We start from the raw sequence: 18292 nt of genomic DNA on the forward strand, positions 1-18292 counted from the left end.
CCCGGTTACAGGATAGGCCCGTAGTCGCCTGCGCGACGGCGAGCATTTTCGGCGTGCCGAAAAGCCCTGGAGAAGGGCGCTGCCGGCGCATGCGCGCCGGCTCCGGGGGCCGTATACGGCGGCCCGGCCCGGATAGCCTCGCAGGCTCGCCGGGATATCCTACGCAGGTGGAAAGAGGTGTCCGGCGATGGCGCGCCAGCATTGCGTGAAGCTTCCGGACGACGTCGAGGAGCTTCTTCTGCGGCGCGCGGCCGAGCGCGGCTCGAAGCCGTCGGCCGAGCTCCAGGCCGCAGTAAGGCGGGGGCTGGAGGCGCCCCTGAGCGCGTCGGAGCTCATGGACGCGGTCGACGAGCGCGCCGCCGGCATGGCGCGCAGGCTCGAGGAGTCGGCGGAGCGCGCGTGCGCGAGCCTGGAGAGGGCCCAGTCGATGATCGGCGTGGAGCGCAAGAACATCGGCAAGTCGGTCCAGGCCTCGTGCGCGTCGCTCGCCCTGCTCTGCTACGCGCTGCCCGTGCTGGCCGCGATGCTCCGCGAGGGGCGCGGCGACGGCGTGGGGTGGCCGGACGAGGCGGTCGGCGTGCTCGCCGGGACGGGCACCAACGCGCTGCTCGCCTGGTTCTGGGGGGCGGGCGGCCTCATGCAGCGCGACTCGCAGCCTGACTTCTGGCGGGCGATGGCGGCGAGCATAGGCAGGGCCGGGGTCGACCCCGTGTCGGCGTTCGGCTGCACGGAGGAGCAATGGGACGAGATGGTGGGCAACATGGCGGAGAGGCTGGGCGGAAGATGAAGCTCGAGGTTATTTCGGTGCGGGTGCCGGCCTCCCTCAAGGCCGAGGTGGAGGGGTACGCCCGCTCCCTCGAGGACGGGGCCAGCCCGTCGGAGGCCTGCAGGAGGCTGCTCGAGATAGGGCTGGCCTTCGCGCAGGAGGGCCGGTACGCGTCGGTGTTCGCAGACCTCGTGCACGACGTGGCGGAGGCCGTGTCGGCCAGAGCCGAGCACGAGATCGAGTCGTTCGTCTCCGAGCGCATCGACCTGCTGTACGTGTCGCTCATGGACAGGCTCGACGACCTCGAGGGCCATGTGGCCGGGGCGGGGGATACGGATTGGACGGAGGGGTAGCATGGCGTGGTGGGAGGACGTGAAGGCGTCGGCGGTCGTTATCCGGCACGACCCTCTCGGAGCCGGGCATTGCCGGCCCTTCGAGTACTACCTGAGGCAGGCGCAATGGGAGGGCAAGGGAGGCATCGACCGGGCGCCGACGGAGGACGACATGCGGCTGGCGAGACGGCTTTGGTGCGAGAGGGAGCTCGGCGACCGCGTCGACTACGCGACGAGGGAGGGCCGCTGGGCCGGCAAGGGCGACGGGCTCATGGCCGACGCCTCGCTCTGGGGCCAGCACGGCCCCCTCTCGAAGGAGGCGGTGGTCGGCTCGGCCGCCGCGTCGGGCTCCTACATACTCGAGTCGCTCGTGGCCGTGAAGCGGTCGGAGGCCGGTGCGCTCGGCATCGCCACAAAGCGCGACTTCGAGCGGATGATGCGCGCGACGTGGACCGACAACGTGATGCGCTGGGGCGTCGTCGAGCGGCGCGAGGACGTGCGGTGGGCCGCCGCCTACCACACCGACGCGCGGCAGTCCGTCCATGTCCACGTGTTCACGTGGTCGGCGGCCGGCGACTTCAAGTTCGGCACGACGGTCGGTCGGAAGGCCACGTTCGAGGGCGGCTCCATCGTGCGGGCCTACGCGATGAGGCGGGCCATGGAGCCGCGCAACGAGATGCAGGCCCTTTTGCGCGACGCCATCAACCTCAAGGTGCAGGTCCTCGTCGGCGCGCGCCTCGACGCCGCCAGGTGGGCCCGCGTCGAGGCCCAGTCCCGAAGGCTCGAGCTCGAGCCTGCGCGCCTCATGCGGGACGATTTGGACGATGGGAAGCGCGCCGAACTCGATGTGATGCGACGGAGGCTCGCGTCGGCGCTCGAGGGCGGCTCCGGAGCGCTGTCGCGCAACCGCCGGGCCGTGGCCATCGCCAAGGACATCCACTCCTTCCTCGCCAGGAACTCCCCGGGGATGTCCGATTTGCGGGAGCGGTACAGACAGACCTGGGAGGTGTCGGCGAACATCAAAGGGTATTCCGACAAGGCGTTCGTCGACGGCACGGCCCGCTTCTCCGACAGGGGCGAGGTCAGGCGGGCCTGGGATCGCGAGCGGGTGCGCTACATCGACTCGAACATGGCCGCTATGAGGGATCGGGCCGTCTCGATCATGCTCCGGGATGCCGCCAAGGGCAACTTCGGCGTCGTCGACTACTCGAACCGGCTCGAGGTAGAGGAGCAGCTCCGCCGACGCTCGGAAGAGCTCTCCTTGGAGCGGTCCCGGATCGAGCGGAGGGCGAGGGAGCTGCCCGAGGAGGGGGCTGGCTGGAAGGTCGAGGCCAGGCGCGCCCGGGAGACGCTCGCCGCGCGGGAGTCGCTGCGAGAGGAGCAGGACAGGCGGCTGATGTCGCCTGCCGAGCTGTCCTTCCGGGCCGAGCGCGATCTCGCCGCGCGAACGGGACTGTCGCGCTCGGGGTGCCGGGAGCTCGTGGAGTCGGCCAGGGCCGCCTTCGCGCTCGCGTGCTCGAGCGCGGCCGGCTTCCGCGACGCCCCCGCCGACGTCAAGAGGAGCTGCGAGGAGGCCGCCGCGCGCATCGTCGCCGCGCCGGCCATGCAGCGCCGCATCGACGAGCGCGCGGCGGCCATCTGCTGCTCCAAGGGTATCCACGACTTGGAAGCCCAGCACGCCGTGCGCGCTTCGGGCGAGAGGCAGACGTTGGCAGCAGTGGCGGAGAGGGTGCATGCTCGGGCAAGGGAGGACCCCTTCGCCGCCCTGCGAGGCCCGGCCGGGCCCCAGGAGGCCGAGCGGCCGGACCTGCTCTTCGGGGTGGCGTCGATTTTCGAGCGCTATCTCAGAAGCCAGCACGACCAGGAGTTATGCGGAGGGACCGTCAGGCGCAGTCCGGGGATGGACGCCCGCTGGTCGGAGGGCCAGGAGGACAGGAAAGCCCTCGAGAGGGGCTTGAGGTGAGGGCCTGCGAGGGCCGACTCCGGAAGAAGGGAAAGACATCATGAAGCGAATACTGAACGACAGGTTGCTGACCATCGAGGACGTCTCGGAGATGACGGGGCTCTGCAGGCCGATCGCGTCGAAGCTCATCGACGAGTCGGGGCACGCCATCAACGTGCACAGGCGGAAGTTCATCCTCGAGAGCGGCCTTCTCGAGTACCTCAAAGACTGCGCCGACCGGCGGCACAATAAGGACGTGACGCATTGAAATCGCCATCGTCCATCCAGTCAGCAGCGATTGAAAAGACATTATAGGCAAGAGCTGCCGACGATAGATCGAGTACGTTGTCGCACGCTAACGAATCGTGAGCATCTTTAGAGGACGCAGCGTGACAAGTCTCTGCTCTATGCAGCTTTATCAATCGGTGCCAGAATGCATGCTTTCAGCAAGGTCGTAGAGATCGTTTTTTAGATATCCAAGATACTTGCGGACAGCGTATTCTTCCGATGATTCTATTTTCGTTAATTCTGCTAGTTTTTTGGCCCAGCGAGAGAGTCTTTTACAGCTGCCTTCTGAAAGGGTTCTTGAGGCAAAGGCGCCCGCCATTCCATTCGCGTTAAACACCTCATGCAGTTTGCGTAAGCTTTCCGGTCTCATTGAAGGCATGGCTGATGCGAGCGCGGCTTCCTCCACTCCAGCTAGGACAATCGCCATCCTTTCTATGTCAATGCGCTCTTTTTCAAGAACAGAATAGTATTGCATCGTAAAGCTATCTGGATCGTCTCTCAGAGATCGGTTAAGGGAGTCAACCGTGTCCTCCAAAGATAATTTCATTGCGAAGTCTCGAAGCTCGTCTATCTCCTCCAAAGGCTCCAAGCCTGGAATGGGAGGTGACGCGAATCTTCTGTCCTGCCAATCAAAGGGATTGCTGCATACCGATGCCATGGCCTTGTCAGGATTTCTTCTTATGGCTTCCTTCATGTATTGCGTGAAGTCTTTCAGGCTTCCATCGTGGATGTCGGGGAACGCCTCGCCGATGCTTTTGACTATTCTGAGCAACTCACCGTATCTCTCAAACGGAAGTCCGAGAGATCCATCTTGAGGGTTAATCGCCTTCTTAAAGCATGCAATCATTGCAGGGACGTCATCGTTCCTAAACATAAGGCTCTTCCATCGGTCCATCCATTCGACGGCATCGCGAACCTTTTCGCTTTCCGGGTAGTATGCTTCCCGATATGAACCCAGGCAGCTTTCCATCTGGTTACCGTCCAACTTCTGATGCCACTCGAAATGTGCTCGAATGAAAGCGAGGGACTCGTACCTACGATAGGAGTCTGCTCGATGAGCGGACTCCATCGAGGACACTATGTCGGCAGGATCCGCGGGCGTAACGTCAGAAGGCTGAGGGAAGTATCCCTCCGCTGCGCGTATCGAGAACGAGCATACATCTTGAAACACTGACATGCGAATGCTCCGGTCGGCGGGATTCATGAAAAAGTCGGTTTTCCCCAAATCACCCATTAATCGACGAAGACGTTTTACAGTGCGTATATTGGTGCATTTCGCATTTGCAAGAGCTTTCAAAAAAACCTTCTCTGCGCTTGGGTCAATCGAGCTGAGCTCCGCGCCGATCATGTTGCCAACGATCTCCTCCATAGGGGGCTCATACGTGCATCTTCTCCAGACCAACTTCTCCATCAGGGCTTTGTGGCTATTCGCGTCATCTTGATCCGACTCCCTGTGAGCCTCATTGGATACGAGAATAACTTTTCGGGATTTTCCATTCACCAACGAATCCACGATGCCGAACAATTCCCGTTCGGAAATCAGACATCTCTCTAGATCGTCGAAGACGAGCAGCATCGACGACCCGAGTAGAAACTCCGCCAATGCCTTTGTTCCTATTTCATAGCTTATGCCCAATTCCTTCTTGGCTTTTTTTGCTACTCCTCCCAAAAAAGACAAACCTGCATCGCGAGCAAACTCGGCCACAATCGCTTTGCGACCTTCACCTTCGCCTCCACTGGCGTACTCGTTAATGATGCCTAGATAAAGCCTGTCGTATAGGTCGCTCGCTGAGCTAGTTCCAAACAAAGAGACCCTGACAATCCTGTAGCCTTCGGCCGCATCTCTCAAGCCATGTTCGACGAAGTGAGTCTTTCCGCTGCCCCAGGCGCCTTCGATCATGAAAGCGTACTTGTCGGTGTCTTCCAGATAGTCTCGTACCATGGTCTTTACGGAATCTTCGTTCATAAAGCCCCTCCATTTTCCAGGATCCAGTAGCCCCGTTTCTCCATCAAAGCGTGCTCGAACTAACCGAGACTCGCCGTTTGGCGTTCGAAGTCCATACCGTTCCGACTTGCATGATCCATCGCTTATAATGGGCCCGAAATGTGTGCTTACTGTGGATTCGCCCAAAAAGCTGCTTTTTACCCGGGATTTTACCCGGCGTCGAAAAGCCGCTGAAAAGAAAAAAGGCCAGACGAAAAACACCGTCTGACCTGCACATTTTCTGGAGCCAACGAGCGGATTCGAACCGCTGACCTACGCATTACGAGTGCGTTGCTCTACCAGCTGAGCCACGTTGGCGCACCGCTTCACACGTGAAGCGCGAACAAGAAGTATAGCGAAACAGCGCCCTATCCGCAAGCGCGATTCCGCAGGAAAATCCACGAATCGCAGACGGTACGGCGATGGTGCGGAAACAGTGTAGCGGCTAGAACAGGGTACGTGGTTCTCGATCGCCGTTTATCGTGTAGAAGCTTACTTGATGTAGAACCCTGAAATCGAATCATCTTCGTTGAAGCTGATCGTGTATTGCGCTGGCCCGTTCTCGTAGTTAGCGATTTGCACGACGGTGGCGTAGGGGGTTCCGTCTTTGGCTTTGCCGTTGAGATACGCCACATCGCCGAAATCTTTGAACGCACCGAGTTGATCGAGGATCGGATCGCCGTTTTGAGCGAAATCTTCGGCTGAAAGCCCAAGGGGCTCGCATTTCTCTGCGACGGCATCGAAGTCGCGCGCGGTGTACAGGTCTATCAGCTCGCGCGTTTGCTCAGTGAGCTGGGTTTCGTTCGCCCAGTCAGGTAAGCCCTCCTGCACATCCGAGCCTGATCCACTCGATGAGCAACCTATCAGGCAAAGGGCGCACGCCAAAGCCGCCATCGTTACCAGTACTCCTAAACGCTTTTTCATACATCAGTCCTCCTTGATTGTGCCCATCGAACAGTAACCAGCAGAAACAGTATCGCTACGAGCAGAAATACCGCTTCGAATGCCCAGGGAGATACACTTGGCATCGAAGCGGACAGTGCACCGAGGTCAACGAGCGTATGGAAAAACAGCGCAGCCAAAAACGGTACGACAGAGCGACGTTTTACGGCAACGTAAACGATAACAGAAAGTGCGACTTGTACCATGATGGCACCGATGCGCTCGATACCGGCAAGGATGATGGCGGGACCGGCCATCGCGAGTTGGTCGGGAAGCGCCAGCAGCGCAACGCTGTTGAGTCCGATGAGCGCAGCTTCGAGCCCGCCGTGGCCCAGACCGTATGCGAGAGGGATCTTCAAATCGAACGGTGCCTTGCGTTGAGTGCGCAGCAACAGAAAACGGGCCGTTTCCTCAAACAAGCCCGCCGACGCCGCAAGGGCGAGCGCGTATACGAGCGGTTGGGTTGCGGCGAAGACGGTAAACCATGCAGTTTGGCCGAGCATCGAAAGCAAGGGCAGGCGAATAAGCACCTGGGATACGAGAAAACCGATCACGCCAAGGCCGAAAGCGATCGCGCAGCGCTTGTCGCGCGCGAGATAGTACGCAAGAGCCCCCAGCGGAATTCCAAAGCAGATGAGTATGTTGCCGATCGCGGCAAGCGTTCCCATGGAAGCCTTCCTGTATCGATGACCCGATGCCTCGCGCACAGGCTCGGGTCCCAAGCGCGATTGTTATATCTTGAGTATAACAAAAGAATGAACGACGGGAAAGCTTCGCCGTAGCGCTATCTGTTGAGCGGTTTTACGATGCGCATTTGCTCATTGGCCAAATCGCCCGCACATGGGCGTTTACCTATGATAGATAACCATTGTTTGACCGCATGGCAAAGGTTTCCCTTCCATTTGGGCCGCTCTGAACGGGCGCGCGTATGCTTGCTACGTGAATTTAGAGTATCCGCAGATCGAACTGCGTAGCGTACCGTAGACAGAAAGGCAAAGCGATCTTATGGGCGAGCAAAACGAGTACCGGCTCTATGTTGGTTCGTACCCCCCGAGCGAAGGCGAGTGCGGAATCTACTTGCTCGCGCTCGACAAAGCCCGTCGTTCGTGTTCGATCGTGCAAGCGAATGCAGAAACGGCGAATCCTTCGTATCTGGTATCGGCCGGCGACGTTCTCTATGCGGCTAACGAGCAATCGGAATGCGCGCAGGTATCGATGTTCGCCACGCAGGGCGACGGGCCGATTGTTCTGCGCGACACGTATCGCACGCACGGCGCGGGAACCTGTCAGATCGCGCTCGATCCGCGCATGCCGTACGTGTACGGAGCGAATTACGAGAGCGGATCGATCGTGGGATGCCATATCCTTTCCGACGGCCTGTTCGGAAGCGGTATGGATTCGGTTCAGCAAAGCGGCCATGGTCCCAACTCCGAGCGGCAGGAAGGCCCCCATGTGCACATGGTCGGATTCGCCCCCGACGCCCCCGCATTGATCTCGGTCAACCTCGGCACCGACGCGCTCATGTCCTATGCCGTCGGCGAACACGGGCTCGAGCCAGCTGCTTGTGCGGAAGTGCTGCACGTTTCTGCCGGGGAAGGCCCCCGGATGGTTGCCCATCACCCCACGCTTCCCTTTACGGCGCTCATCACCGAACTCGGCAATCACCTCATCATGTACCGGCGCCATGGCGCGAGCCTTTCGAGCTGGGAGCAGCTCGATTCCTATCGACTCGTTTCTGACGAATTCGGGGGAGAGGCGCTTGCGGCCCATGTTCTGTTCTCGCCTGATGGCCGCTACCTGTATGCATCGGTGCGCGGTCCCAACCAAATCGTCGTGTTCTCGGTTGACAAATCAGGCGCACTCGTCAAGCTCTCGGAGGTATCTTCGGGAGGCTCGTGGCCCCGTCATATGGAGCTTTCGCCCGATGGCACCTTACTTGCCGTCGCCAACGAGCGCAGCTGCGAAGTCGTGGTGTTCGAGGTCGACAAGGCGAACGGTTTGCTTGCAGGCGAAGTCGCCCGATGCGCGATCGCCAACCCAACCTGTGCTGTTTGGCGAAAATAGGCTTCCTCCCTGTAAAGCTACGTCACATGCGTTCGCGCAGCGTCGAGCCGTATATGCTCATGTTCTCGAACCTATTCTGCATCCAGGTTGAGGGGAACTGCTGGTCGAGAAAATGGTCGATCGGCGTTGCGGGGGGCACGTGATCCATGCGGGCGCTTTCGCGCGCCAAAGCCTGCACCGTGAGAGCGATGTTGAGCACCATGAACACCGCGCTCGCAATGCTCAGGGCTCGAACCGCCGTGCTGCGCCAGTCGATGCGTTGCGACGTGCGACTCATAAGCGGCATGACGATGCGCGTCCACGCAAGGCCGAGTGTGCCCCACATGAGCGCAAATGCCAGATTTACTCGTCCATCGATATTGCCGAAGGTGCCGCTGTAATCCCAAGCGATAGCGCCGAAGAGCACCTCCATAAGCCAGCTCGTTGCGAACTCGACTGCTGAGCCTACAAGGGCGGACATGCCGAACACAGCGAGGGAGTTCGCATGGGTGAGGCAGTTCGCCACAATGGTGAGCATGACCGCGCCAGTGCCGTAGATAGGGGAAAACGGCCCACAGACCAGCCCCGCCCGATCCTCGTATCCGCCAAACGCGATCGCGTGGTATACGGTTTCGATTGCAAGGCCAGCAACCGAGCCGATCACGAAAAGCCAGAATAAGGGCAGGATTCCCTCGACGGTTGAATGTGCGGTACGGGATGGCGTGGTCATGCCGGCTTCCATGAAGAGCTCCTATTTCTTGTGCGATGCTGTCTGCTTGTACCATACTGCGAGATAGATCTTCGAAAAGTGTCAAGGTACGTTAAAGATTTCATTAAGATTCGCAGGGAGCCGCCGTGCGTTGAACGAAATCGGAGCATGATCTGCGGGTTCTCGCCGCAGTGCGCATCGCATCGCCCGCCCTTTCCTGCCTTCGGCGCAAGGGCCGCTCAAACCACGTGTGCGCAAGGACAAAAAGCGGTATGCTATGGGCTTTAACGATCTGCGGAAGACGGATGGGCGGCGTGGAGCAAGAGCAGCAGAAAACAGATAGGACGGGCTTTCTCGAAGCTCTGTTCTGCCATATCATCTGGGGTCTTATGCCCATCTACTGGAAGCTCCTTTCGGGCATCCCTGCGTTTCAGGTGCTCGCGTGGCGCATGGTGTGGGCGGCGGTGTTCATCCTCGCGCTGTGTGTGCTGGTGAAACGCGTTCGGTTCTTGTACCTTGCGCGAGATCCGCGGGCGGTCAAGACGTTTCTTTCTTCGGGCATCATCGTTTCGCTCAACTGGGGCATTTACGTATGGGCGGTCAACAGCGGCCATGTGCTCGAGACGAGCATCGGCTATTATCTGTGTCCCCTCGCGAACATATTCTGCGGCATCGTCGTATTCAAGGAGCGGCTGACGACCGGACAGAAGATCGCCACGGCGCTCGCAGCGGCGGGCGTGGTGTTCTTCATCGTAGCGCACGGCGGCGCTATTTGGATTTCGTTCGCACTTGCGATTTCGTTTGCCGTGTACGGCACGGTGAAGAAGCGCGGCGGCTACGAAGCGCTTCCCGGTATGGCGTTCGAATCGCTGCTTACAGGCGTAATCGGCATTGCGATCCTTGCGATCGGTTTCGCTTTTCCCGCGTTGTGGCAGTTCACGCCTCCCATGCCCTCGCCGATGGCCGTGACCGATCAAACCCTGCTTGCAGCCCTGCTCGTTGGAGCGGGCGTTCTTACGGCCATCCCTCTTCTGCTCTTTTCAGCGGCGGCGAATCGTGTGTCGATGACCATCCTCGGGTTCATGCAGTACATCGGCCCTACGCTTGCGCTCATCTCGGCGGTGTTTTTGTTCGGCGAAGCCTTCACGTTTGCCCATGCGGTATGCTTCGCGCTGGTGTGGGCGGGTATCGCCATCGTGAGCATCGAACCGTTCGTGCGGCGGGCGAGGCGCAGTGCTCGCCGTTCCGCCTGACGGCCGTTTCGTGTTCCGTTCAGTATGCCGGTCGAGGGATGTTTTCTTCAGATACTCGCGGTTTTGCGTAAGGCGCATTGCGGGTTCGACGAACCCCGTTCCTCACCGCAGTTTTCGTCATTTTGTGAAGGCCCCTTGACTTGGAGCGTACTCCAGGGAGTTCAATGGGTGCACGCGAGAACCTGCCCGATGTCCAGCGCATCTGCAATCGGGCGGGCGCACCCATGCAAAAACCAAGAGGAGCGTGCGATGAGCCAATGCACCGAGATATTCCCCCAGGGAACCAAGATCGACAAGGAATACGCGCAGGTTTCTTAGCGGCATCTTCGAAGCGGGTACACAGCGCGATACAATGAACGCAAACGACGCACAGCGAAAGACGAGCATCCATGGAAAAACGAGTTTTAGGACGGACCGGCATCGAGGTAGGCGTAGTCGGCATCGGCGGAGAGGGTTTCGAGAACAAGCCCTACGATGCCTGCGAAGCGTTGATCGACCGTGCAATCGCGGGTGGCGCGAACTTCATCGACATCTACAATTCCAATCCTGATGTACGCACGAACGTGGGCAGAGCACTTGTGCGCTATCCGCGGGAGAGTTTCGTCGTCGAGGGCCATATCGGTTCGGCGTGGAAAGACGGCCAGTACTACCGGACGCGCGATATCGAGGTATGCCGCTCTTCGTTCGAGGATTTTCTTTCTCGCATGCAACTCGGATTTGTGGATATCGGCATGATCCACTACGTCGACGAGCCGGCTGATTTCGATGCGGTGTTCGGCGGGCCTGTGCTCGCTTACGCACAGGAGCTGAAAGAGAGCGGGATCATCGGCTGCATCGGCATGTCCACGCATAACACCGAAATGGCGCTACGCGCGGTCGGCACAGGACTCATCGATGTGATGCTTTTCAGTATAAACCCCGCCTACGACATGCTGCCCGCCACCGAGGACGTGAACTCGTTTTTCGCCGAAGGTACCTACGATCGCGACCTCACCGGCATCGATCCCCAGCGCGAGGAACTTTACCGCCGGTGCGAAACCGAAGGAGTGGCGCTCACCGTGATGAAGGCGCTCGGTGCGGGCATGCTGCTCGACGGCGAACGTTCGCCGTTCGGTCAAGCAATGACGCCGGTGCAGTGCATCCATTACTGCCTCACGCGCCCCGCTGTTGCGTCGGTTCCCGTCGGGCTGTCAACGCTTGAGGAGATGGATGCGGCGCTCACGTACGCAAAGGCGACCGATGCAGAGCGCGATTACAGCGCAATCATCGCAGGCGGCCCTCGCACTTCCATCGAGGGAAGCTGCATGTACTGCGGACACTGCGCGCCGTGCACGAGCGGCATCGACATCGCCCAGGTCAACAAGTTTGTCGATCTGGCGCTTCCGCAAGAAGTGGTTCCCGATACGCTGCGCGATCATTATGCGCTGCTCGACCATACGGCAAGCGAATGCATCGAGTGCGGGGCTTGCGAGAGCAACTGCCCGTTCGGCGTGAGCATCGTCGAGAAAATGCATACGGCGGTCGACTTGTTCGAAAAGGCTTCCGCATGAGCAACGATATGATGCACGTAAACGGAGGTCTTTCGGGCGAAGGCCGATCGGGCTGTTCGGGTGAAGCCCCCTTTGCCTTCGATCCAAACGAACGCTACGGGCTTGCCTTTTCGGGCGGCTGCGATTCGTCGTATCTGCTTGCGGAGATGATGCGAGCCGGTGCCGATGTGAAAGCGTACATGGTCAAGTCTGCGTTTCAGGCTGCGTTCGAGGTCGAAGACGCGCGTCGCGTCGTTGAAGAGACCGGTGCCGATTTCGAGCTCATCGAGGCAGACGTGTTCAGCCGCGACGAAATCTGCGCGAATCCGTGGGATCGATGCTACCTGTGCAAGCGCTACCTTTTCGGAACGATTTTCGATTATATGGCCCGCGACGGCAGGACGGTGCTCGTCGATGGCACGAACGCGAGCGACGATCCGGCGCGTCGCCCGGGGTTCCGGGCGCTTGACGAGCTGGGTGTGCGATCGCCTTTGCGCGAGGCGGGCCTCACGAAGGACGACATCCGCGAGCGCTCGCGGGCCATTGGCCTTTCGACGGCTGACAAGCCGAATTTCTCCTGCTTTGCCACCAAGGTCCCCGAAGGAACCCGAATCACCCGCGAAGAGATCGACCGTGTCGCCTGCGCGCTCGGATTGAGCGTCGATGCTGCGGATGGTCAAAGCGCTTCTGCATCCGGCGAGTTCGGATCGAGCGGAAACACGGCAAACGCCAAGCGCGCTTGTGCAGGCGGCGAGCCTGGATCGAGCGAAGGCGGCATCGCAAATCAACGGGAAAGGTCGTGCTGAGCATGGAGCAACGCGATTTGGAACAGCTGCTTTCACGGGTTGCCTCGGGTGAGGTTTCTCCTGACGAGGCGGTGCATGAGCTTAAGGTTGCACCTGTGACCGAGCTCGGCTATGCGACGGTCGACAACCACCGCGGCATCCGCCAAGGCGTTTCGGAGGTGATCTACGGCGAGGGGAAAACCGCCGAGCAGATAGCAGGCATCTGCGGTGCCATGCTCGAGGCGGGGCAAAAACGCATTCTCATCACTCGGCTCGATGAAGAGAAGGCGATCGCCGTGGCCGACTTCCTCTATTCGACACAGGATGACACAGGTCCTTCGCTCGAGTATCGCGCCGCAGCCCGTATCGGCATCGTCGGTGCCATGCCCGAACCTGATGGCATCGGAGTGATCGTCGTTGCTGCTGCGGGAACGAGCGACCTGCCGGTTGCCGAAGAGGCGGCCATCACAGCCGAGATGCTCGGGAATACTGTAAAGCGCCTGTACGATGTAGGCGTGGCGGGCATCCATCGCCTGCTCGCGCATGCCGACGATGTCGCCGACGCAAGCGTGATCGTCGCGGTGGCGGGTATGGAGGGTGCGCTTGCGAGCGTGATCGGCGGCATGGCGTCGTGTCCGGTCATCGCTGTGCCTACGAGTGTCGGATACGGTGCGAGCTTCGGGGGAGTGGCAGCGCTGCTGGCTATGCTGAACTCATGTGCGAGCGGCATTTCCGTTGTCAACATCGACAACGGATTCGGTGCCGGGTACCAGGCCCATATGATCAACCACGTGAAAGCGAGACGATAGATGAACACGTTGCATTTCGACCTGACCCGCACGGCCACAAGGCAGGCTATCCTCGATGATCTGCTTGCCCGCCTTTCCGAAGAGCATCGGTCGGTACTCGCCGAACGTACCCGACGGGCAGGCGTTCCTCTGATGCATCACCACGATCTCGGCGCAGTCGATGCGACGATCGACGGCCTTATGGTAAGCGATCACGTTAAGCAAGACATGCATGCGATCTACCGCATCCTTGCCGAAGCCGAAGCTGCGGCGCACGGGTGCGCTGTCGAGGAAACGCACTTCCACGAAGTCGGTAACGGCGAGGCGATTGAAAACGTGCTCGGCATCTGCCTCGCTGTCGAAGCACTCGATCCCGATGAGATCACCGCAACGTGCGTACAGACCGGCAGCGGCACGGTGCAGTGCGCGCACGGCGTGCTCGACATTCCGGCACCTGCAACCGCCGCCATCATCGCGCGCGGCATTCCCGTATGCAGTGAGTTGCTCGAAGGCGAACTCTGTACGCCCACCTCGGCAGCCGTCATCTACCATTTCGTCGATCGGTTCGAATAACGTGCGTTCGGAGCGCAATCCGCGTTTCGGATGCTCGCTTGCGCGGTGTCGTCCGGTGCGGATCGAGCGTCTTATTCGTACGTATTCTGTTGAGCGGGGCATTTCTTCCGTACGTATCGTATGTTCTCAGGTATCATATGCACTGAAAAAGTAAACCGCATATTACTTAAAGCATGAAAAGATTCGTGCGCGCTCCGCGCGCCGCAGGAAGGAACAACCGTGGGAACCCAGATACTCTCGCTGCTCGGCGTCGGATTCGACGGCCCGTACCTTGCCGTCGACGATCTCGATGCGGGGAAGCGCACGATGCTTTCCCCTGAAGGAAAAACGTTCACTATCGTTAAGCATCCTGAGCGCTTCTGCGTGGGTGCGTATGACCTCATGAGCAAGGGGCGCACGATGTGCGAGCGCCGCCAGGAGCTTCCCGCCGATCATAAGGACACCTCGTGTCCCGCGTGCGCCGAAAAAACCGGGTTCAACCCCTCGTTCTACCACGGCGGCGGCATTTCGGCGCAGCAGCGCGCTTACAATGAAACTCCGCATATCGTCTATCTCGCGTACTTTTCGCCCCAGCATTTGAAGGTTGGCATCACATCGGAGGCGCGCGGAGAGCTCAGGCTGCTCGAACAGGGCGCACGGTCGGCGATGATCCTCAAACATTGCGCGAGCGCATACGAAGCGCGCGAGTGGGAAGCGAAGCTGTGTTCTGCTCCGGGCATCTACGAAAGCCTGCTGCCGAGCGTGAAGCTCCGCCTGCTGACATCCGAGACCCATAACCACGACGAAGCGTGCGCTCTCATGGAAAAGACGGTGCGCGAGACGTTTAGGATCGACCCGACTGAGCCGATCGATCTCGATCGCTACTACTGCCGCGATACCTCGATTCTCCAAGGGACGGTCAATGCGCCCGACAACCCGTCAGACACGATGGTTGCAGGCGAATGCGTCGGCATGGTGGGAACCATCGCGCTCATGCGTCAGCAGGGCAGGGTGTACGCGGCGCCCCTCAAAAGCTACGTGTCCCACAGGATCGAGCTTCGCGAAGGCGAAGTGCTTTGGGAGTACTCGGCACCACCTGAGCAGGGGTCGCTTTTCTAAAGGACGACGTTGGCTGCACGGGGTCGCCCGCGATGTCCGGTAGAGGCCCAGGTGGGGGCTCAACTTCCGCCGTCAAGCCGATACCGGCACGGCTCCGCAGAGCACCAGATCGAAATCAGGTACCATACGGGGCCCTGCCAGTCCTGGTTTCCCGATACGCATCGGTCATATTCTTTACACCTGATCTGCGCATATGAGCCTGCCATGATGGCGATGTGACGTAAATGTGACGCCATTGGTACCATCTATAATTTAGTACTAATTAGTGATATATTACTAAACGAACCAAAGGAGACCAACCAAGCGGGCAACGGAGGCGAAAGGGTAACGATGGGCACGAAACGCGAGCCGAGCAGGTTGAACGAGCATCGCGAGCCGAGTGAGTCGAGCGGGCCGATCGAACCGAGCAGGCCGAGCGGGCCGGGCGCGAAACGCACCGAAACGCACAGCGCCTCCGCAAAGCGTGAACGGCTCGACGGCGCACTGGTGATCGCGCTCAGTAGAAGCTACGAGATCGCACACCGCACAAGTCGCAAGCTCGTCGCAGAGTACGGTATTACGTTCTCGCAGTTCGAGGTTCTCGAGGCGCTTATGCATAAAGGCCCGCTTACGGTGAACGCAATCATCGACGCGGTGCTTTCGACGGGCGGCAGCATTACCGTCGTGGTGCGCAACCTCGAAAAGCTCGGCTATGTGGCGCGAACCGTGAACCCCGACGATGGCAGGTCGTTCATCGTCGAGCTGACTGCGTGCGGTAAGAGCCTCATCGAAGAGCTTTTTCCCCGACACATGAAAGCGCTCGGCGCATCGCTGTCCGAGCTCGGCGACGATGATATCGAAACCATCATCGAACTGCTGAAGAAGGTCGGGCAAGCTCAAAGCACCGAAAGGAAGATAAAGCATGATCAAGGTCATAAGCCATAACGATATGGGAACAAGCGAGCGCGGATGGCTGCACAGCCTGTTTCATTTCTCGTTCGCCGAATACTACAATCCCGATAACATCCAGTTCGGCGCGCTGCGCGTGGTCAATGACGACGTGTTCGACGCAGGGGGAGGGTTCCCGACCCATCCGCACAACGATATGGAAATCATCAGCTACGTGGTCGACGGCGAGCTCACCCATAAAGACAGTCTCGGCAACGGCAGAACGCTTACCAAGGGCCAAGTGCAGTACATGAGCGCTGGTAAAGGCATCCTGCACAGCGAGTTCAACCGCACCGACAGACCGCTTCGCTTCCTGCAGATTTGGATTTATCCGGACGCAGAGGGTTACGAGCCGAATTACGGCGACTATGACTTCGCATGGGAAGATCGCGAGAATACGTGGCTTCAGATCGCGTCGGGTCAGAACGGGTCGGCACCGGTGAAGATCAATCAGGATATGAAGGTGTCGGTCATCAGCCTCGACGACGGCAAAGAGGTCGCATACGAGCTTGCGCGCGGTCGGCAAGCGTACCTCATCCAGATTGAAGGCGAAGGTGCGGTGAACGGCCATGCGCTCGAAGAGCGCGATGCCGCCGAGATAACCGGTGAAAGCCAGGTTGTGCTTACCGCGAAAACCAAGTCGCACTACATCCTTTTCGATATGCACCAGTCTTAGCGTATCGCCTGCGCTGCCGATCGCTGAATCGGCAGCGTGCCACGGCGGTGCGGGTTGGAAGCCCCAAGCCCAATGCCGCACTGCCACGGCGCGCTTGACGCGCACATAAGCCAACTCGTTCGGCACCTCTGCCCAAGGGTTCTTACGTCAAGGTTGCTATCCTAGTTTGGTACGGCAGGCATGGAGTCGAAAACAGGCCCCGATCCTCTGTGGGATCGGGGCCTGTTGCAAGTGCCAAGAACTTCCTCTACCCTTCCGCTTTCGCCGGGTACGCGAGCATTTCGTCGACCGTGACGAAACGGTAGCCCTGCTCCTTCAGGTAAGGAATGGCGTCTCTGATGGCTTCGACAGTTTGCGAGCGGTCGCCCCCGCCGTCGTGGCAGAGGATCACGGCTCCCGGCCATGCGCCCTTCAGCTGTTCGGCGATGGCTTCGGCACCGGGCAGCCGCCAGTCAGAACTGTCGATGTTCCAGCCGATTTCGGCCGAGATGTGCGGTGCGAGGTTCTTCTGAACCTCTGCCCCGAAGTTGCCGCCCGGGGTGCGGATGACGGTGCTCGGATCTGCGCCGATGGCTTCGCGGATGGCATCGTAGCCTTTGGTGACTTCTTCTATCTGTTGCTCGGCGGACATGAGGCCCAGATCTACGCCTTTGCCATCGCCGCTTGCGTGATCGAACGTGTGCGTGCAGATCTGATGTCCCTCGTCGTAAGCGCGCTTAACAAGGGCCTTGCCATTGTCGTCGATGCGATTGCCAACGGTGAAGAACGTAGCTTTCACGTCGTTTTCCTTGAGAATATCGAGCACCTGTTCGGTCGTGTCGCGCCAGGGGCCGTCGTCGAACGTGAGCGCGATTACTTTTTCTCCGCCGGTATCAGGGTAGTACTGGCGGCACACGGGGTTCTGCGGCGCGATGTCTTCGACGAAGGTTTTGCCCGAGATGTCGCCGACTTTCGTGGTCTTGCTGCCGTCGATGCCCTCGCCCTCGATTACATGGAGTGGCCCATTGCCTTCCTGCACCACTTCGTAGGGTACCGTTTCGACGGTGTCTTGCGAAGGCTCCATCGTGTTCGCGCCGTCTGAGACGAGTACGATGTCGCCGGCGGAAAGCTTCGTTTGCGGATCATCGACCTTCTTGCTGTTGACATAGGCGGTGAACGCTTCGCCCTTTCCCGCTTCGAGCACCTCGCCGTCGACCGCGACGAAATCGCCGGTTTTGGGCGTTGCGTAACCGGCTTGGATGATGGCCTCGATATTCTTCCCGTCCCCGAGTTCGATGTGCTGGCCGTTGACGGTTACGGCGATGGGTCTCGATTGCATGAAGAAGAACACGCCCCCGACGATGCAGACGAGCACGACGAGCGCCGCCAAAGCGGGCTTCCACGGAAACGACAAACCGCCTCTTGCCTGCGACCGATACCGGTTGGCGTTTTCGTACTGCGCATGTCCTTGGGGCGTGCGCTGCTGCCTGGGGGGAGCTGCTTGCCGTTGGCCCTGGTGCTGTCTTGCTGCGACGTGCTGCCTCTGGCCTTGTTGCTGTCTTGCTCCGGCCGCTTGTTCGGGTCTTGAAATGCGGTCGGCCTGCATGCGCCTGCGGTAGGTGTCGGCATCGCGGCCATACGAAGCTGCGCTCTGCTCGGCGTGCGGAGATCTCGTCCG

General features: G+C 59.9%; 18 protein-coding genes and 1 tRNA gene. 13 read left to right on the plus strand and 6 right to left on the minus strand.

Translation table 11 applies throughout. From position 1 onward, the window contains the following. The first annotated feature begins 187 nt into the window (after positions 1–187). The 4 genes from FJE54_RS06090 to FJE54_RS06105 are packed head-to-tail and all read left to right on the plus strand — an operon-like array spanning position 188 to position 3308. Complete coding sequence (locus FJE54_RS06090; protein WP_139651817.1) at positions 188–787, plus strand: hypothetical protein; 600 nt, start codon at positions 188–190, stop codon at positions 785–787. Continuing rightward, a complete protein-coding gene (locus FJE54_RS06095) occupies positions 784–1119 on the plus strand; it encodes a hypothetical protein (protein ID WP_139651818.1) in 336 nt (111 codons plus the stop codon). Before FJE54_RS06090 ends, FJE54_RS06095 begins: the two co-directional genes overlap by 4 nt. Before the next feature lies 1 nt (position 1120). Continuing rightward, positions 1121–3061, plus strand: a complete 1941-nt coding sequence (locus FJE54_RS06100; protein ID WP_139651819.1) for a hypothetical protein — start codon at positions 1121–1123, stop codon at positions 3059–3061. A 40-nt stretch (positions 3062–3101) separates the two neighbouring features. Further along, on the plus strand, positions 3102–3308 hold the full coding sequence (locus FJE54_RS06105; protein WP_139651820.1) for a hypothetical protein: 207 nt from the start codon (positions 3102–3104) through the stop codon (positions 3306–3308). A 150-nt stretch (positions 3309–3458) separates the two neighbouring features. Here the strand turns inward: FJE54_RS06105 and FJE54_RS06110 are convergent, their stop codons facing one another. From FJE54_RS06110 to FJE54_RS06125, 4 genes are all read right to left on the minus strand, one after another. Further along, entirely contained in the window at positions 3459–5294 is a 1836-nt protein-coding gene (locus FJE54_RS06110) for a P-loop NTPase fold protein (RefSeq protein ID WP_139651821.1), read from the minus strand. Positions 5295–5554: 260 nt separating this feature from the next. Then, positions 5555–5630, minus strand: a tRNA-Thr gene (locus FJE54_RS06115). A gap of 174 nt (positions 5631–5804) precedes the next feature. Beyond that, positions 5805–6236, minus strand: coding sequence for a DUF3887 domain-containing protein (locus FJE54_RS06120; protein ID WP_139651822.1), 432 nt, complete (start codon positions 6234–6236; stop codon positions 5805–5807). Beyond that, a complete protein-coding gene (locus tag FJE54_RS06125) occupies positions 6233–6922 on the minus strand; it encodes a YhfC family glutamic-type intramembrane protease (protein ID WP_139651823.1) in 690 nt (229 codons plus the stop codon). The genes FJE54_RS06120 and FJE54_RS06125 overlap by 4 nt, the downstream gene beginning before the upstream one ends. 337 nt (positions 6923–7259) lie before the next feature. Between FJE54_RS06125 and FJE54_RS06130 the strand changes: the two genes are divergently transcribed. Then, a complete protein-coding gene (locus FJE54_RS06130) occupies positions 7260–8318 on the plus strand; it encodes a lactonase family protein (protein ID WP_139651824.1) in 1059 nt (352 codons plus the stop codon). Between the two features lie 22 nt (positions 8319–8340). Here the strand turns inward: FJE54_RS06130 and FJE54_RS06135 are convergent, their stop codons facing one another. Continuing rightward, a complete protein-coding gene (locus FJE54_RS06135; protein WP_255467248.1) occupies positions 8341–9039 on the minus strand; it encodes a putative ABC transporter permease in 699 nt (232 codons plus the stop codon). 239 nt (positions 9040–9278) lie between these two features. Between FJE54_RS06135 and rarD the strand changes: the two genes are divergently transcribed. The 8 genes from rarD to FJE54_RS06175 all read left to right on the plus strand — a co-directional run bounded on the left by rarD (position 9279) and on the right by FJE54_RS06175 (position 16635). Continuing rightward, on the plus strand, positions 9279–10259 hold the full coding sequence (rarD, locus tag FJE54_RS06140; RefSeq protein ID WP_139651825.1) for an EamA family transporter RarD: 981 nt from the start codon (positions 9279–9281) through the stop codon (positions 10257–10259). Positions 10260–10648: 389 nt separating this feature from the next. After that, on the plus strand, positions 10649–11809 hold the full coding sequence (locus tag FJE54_RS06145) for an aldo/keto reductase (protein ID WP_139651826.1): 1161 nt from the start codon (positions 10649–10651) through the stop codon (positions 11807–11809). Continuing rightward, a complete protein-coding gene (larE, locus tag FJE54_RS06150) occupies positions 11806–12594 on the plus strand; it encodes an ATP-dependent sacrificial sulfur transferase LarE (protein ID WP_180326592.1) in 789 nt (262 codons plus the stop codon). Before FJE54_RS06145 ends, larE begins: the two co-directional genes overlap by 4 nt. A gap of 2 nt (positions 12595–12596) precedes the next feature. Next, positions 12597–13382, plus strand: a complete 786-nt coding sequence (larB, locus tag FJE54_RS06155) for a nickel pincer cofactor biosynthesis protein LarB (protein WP_139651827.1) — start codon at positions 12597–12599, stop codon at positions 13380–13382. After that, on the plus strand, positions 13383–13934 hold the full coding sequence (gene larC / locus FJE54_RS06160; protein ID WP_139651828.1) for a nickel pincer cofactor biosynthesis protein LarC: 552 nt from the start codon (positions 13383–13385) through the stop codon (positions 13932–13934). Between the two features lie 219 nt (positions 13935–14153). Continuing rightward, a complete protein-coding gene (locus FJE54_RS06165; protein WP_139651829.1) occupies positions 14154–15032 on the plus strand; it encodes a DUF2797 domain-containing protein in 879 nt (292 codons plus the stop codon). 330 nt (positions 15033–15362) lie between these two features. After that, the gene (locus tag FJE54_RS06170) at positions 15363–15956 is read left to right on the plus strand and encodes a MarR family winged helix-turn-helix transcriptional regulator (RefSeq protein WP_139651830.1); all 594 of its coding nucleotides are present in this window, start codon (positions 15363–15365) and stop codon (positions 15954–15956) included. Next, entirely contained in the window at positions 15934–16635 is a 702-nt protein-coding gene (locus FJE54_RS06175) for a pirin family protein (protein ID WP_139651831.1), read from the plus strand. Before FJE54_RS06170 ends, FJE54_RS06175 begins: the two co-directional genes overlap by 23 nt. A 247-nt stretch (positions 16636–16882) precedes the next feature. Here FJE54_RS06175 and FJE54_RS06180 read toward each other — a convergent pair whose 3' ends face one another. Continuing rightward, entirely contained in the window at positions 16883–18028 is a 1146-nt protein-coding gene (locus FJE54_RS06180) for a polysaccharide deacetylase family protein (RefSeq protein ID WP_255467249.1), read from the minus strand. Between the last annotated feature and the right edge of the window lie 264 nt (positions 18029–18292).

Source organism: Raoultibacter phocaeensis (genome assembly GCF_901411515.1).
In the GTDB taxonomy this organism is placed as follows: Bacteria; Actinomycetota; Coriobacteriia; order Coriobacteriales; family Eggerthellaceae; genus Raoultibacter; species Raoultibacter phocaeensis.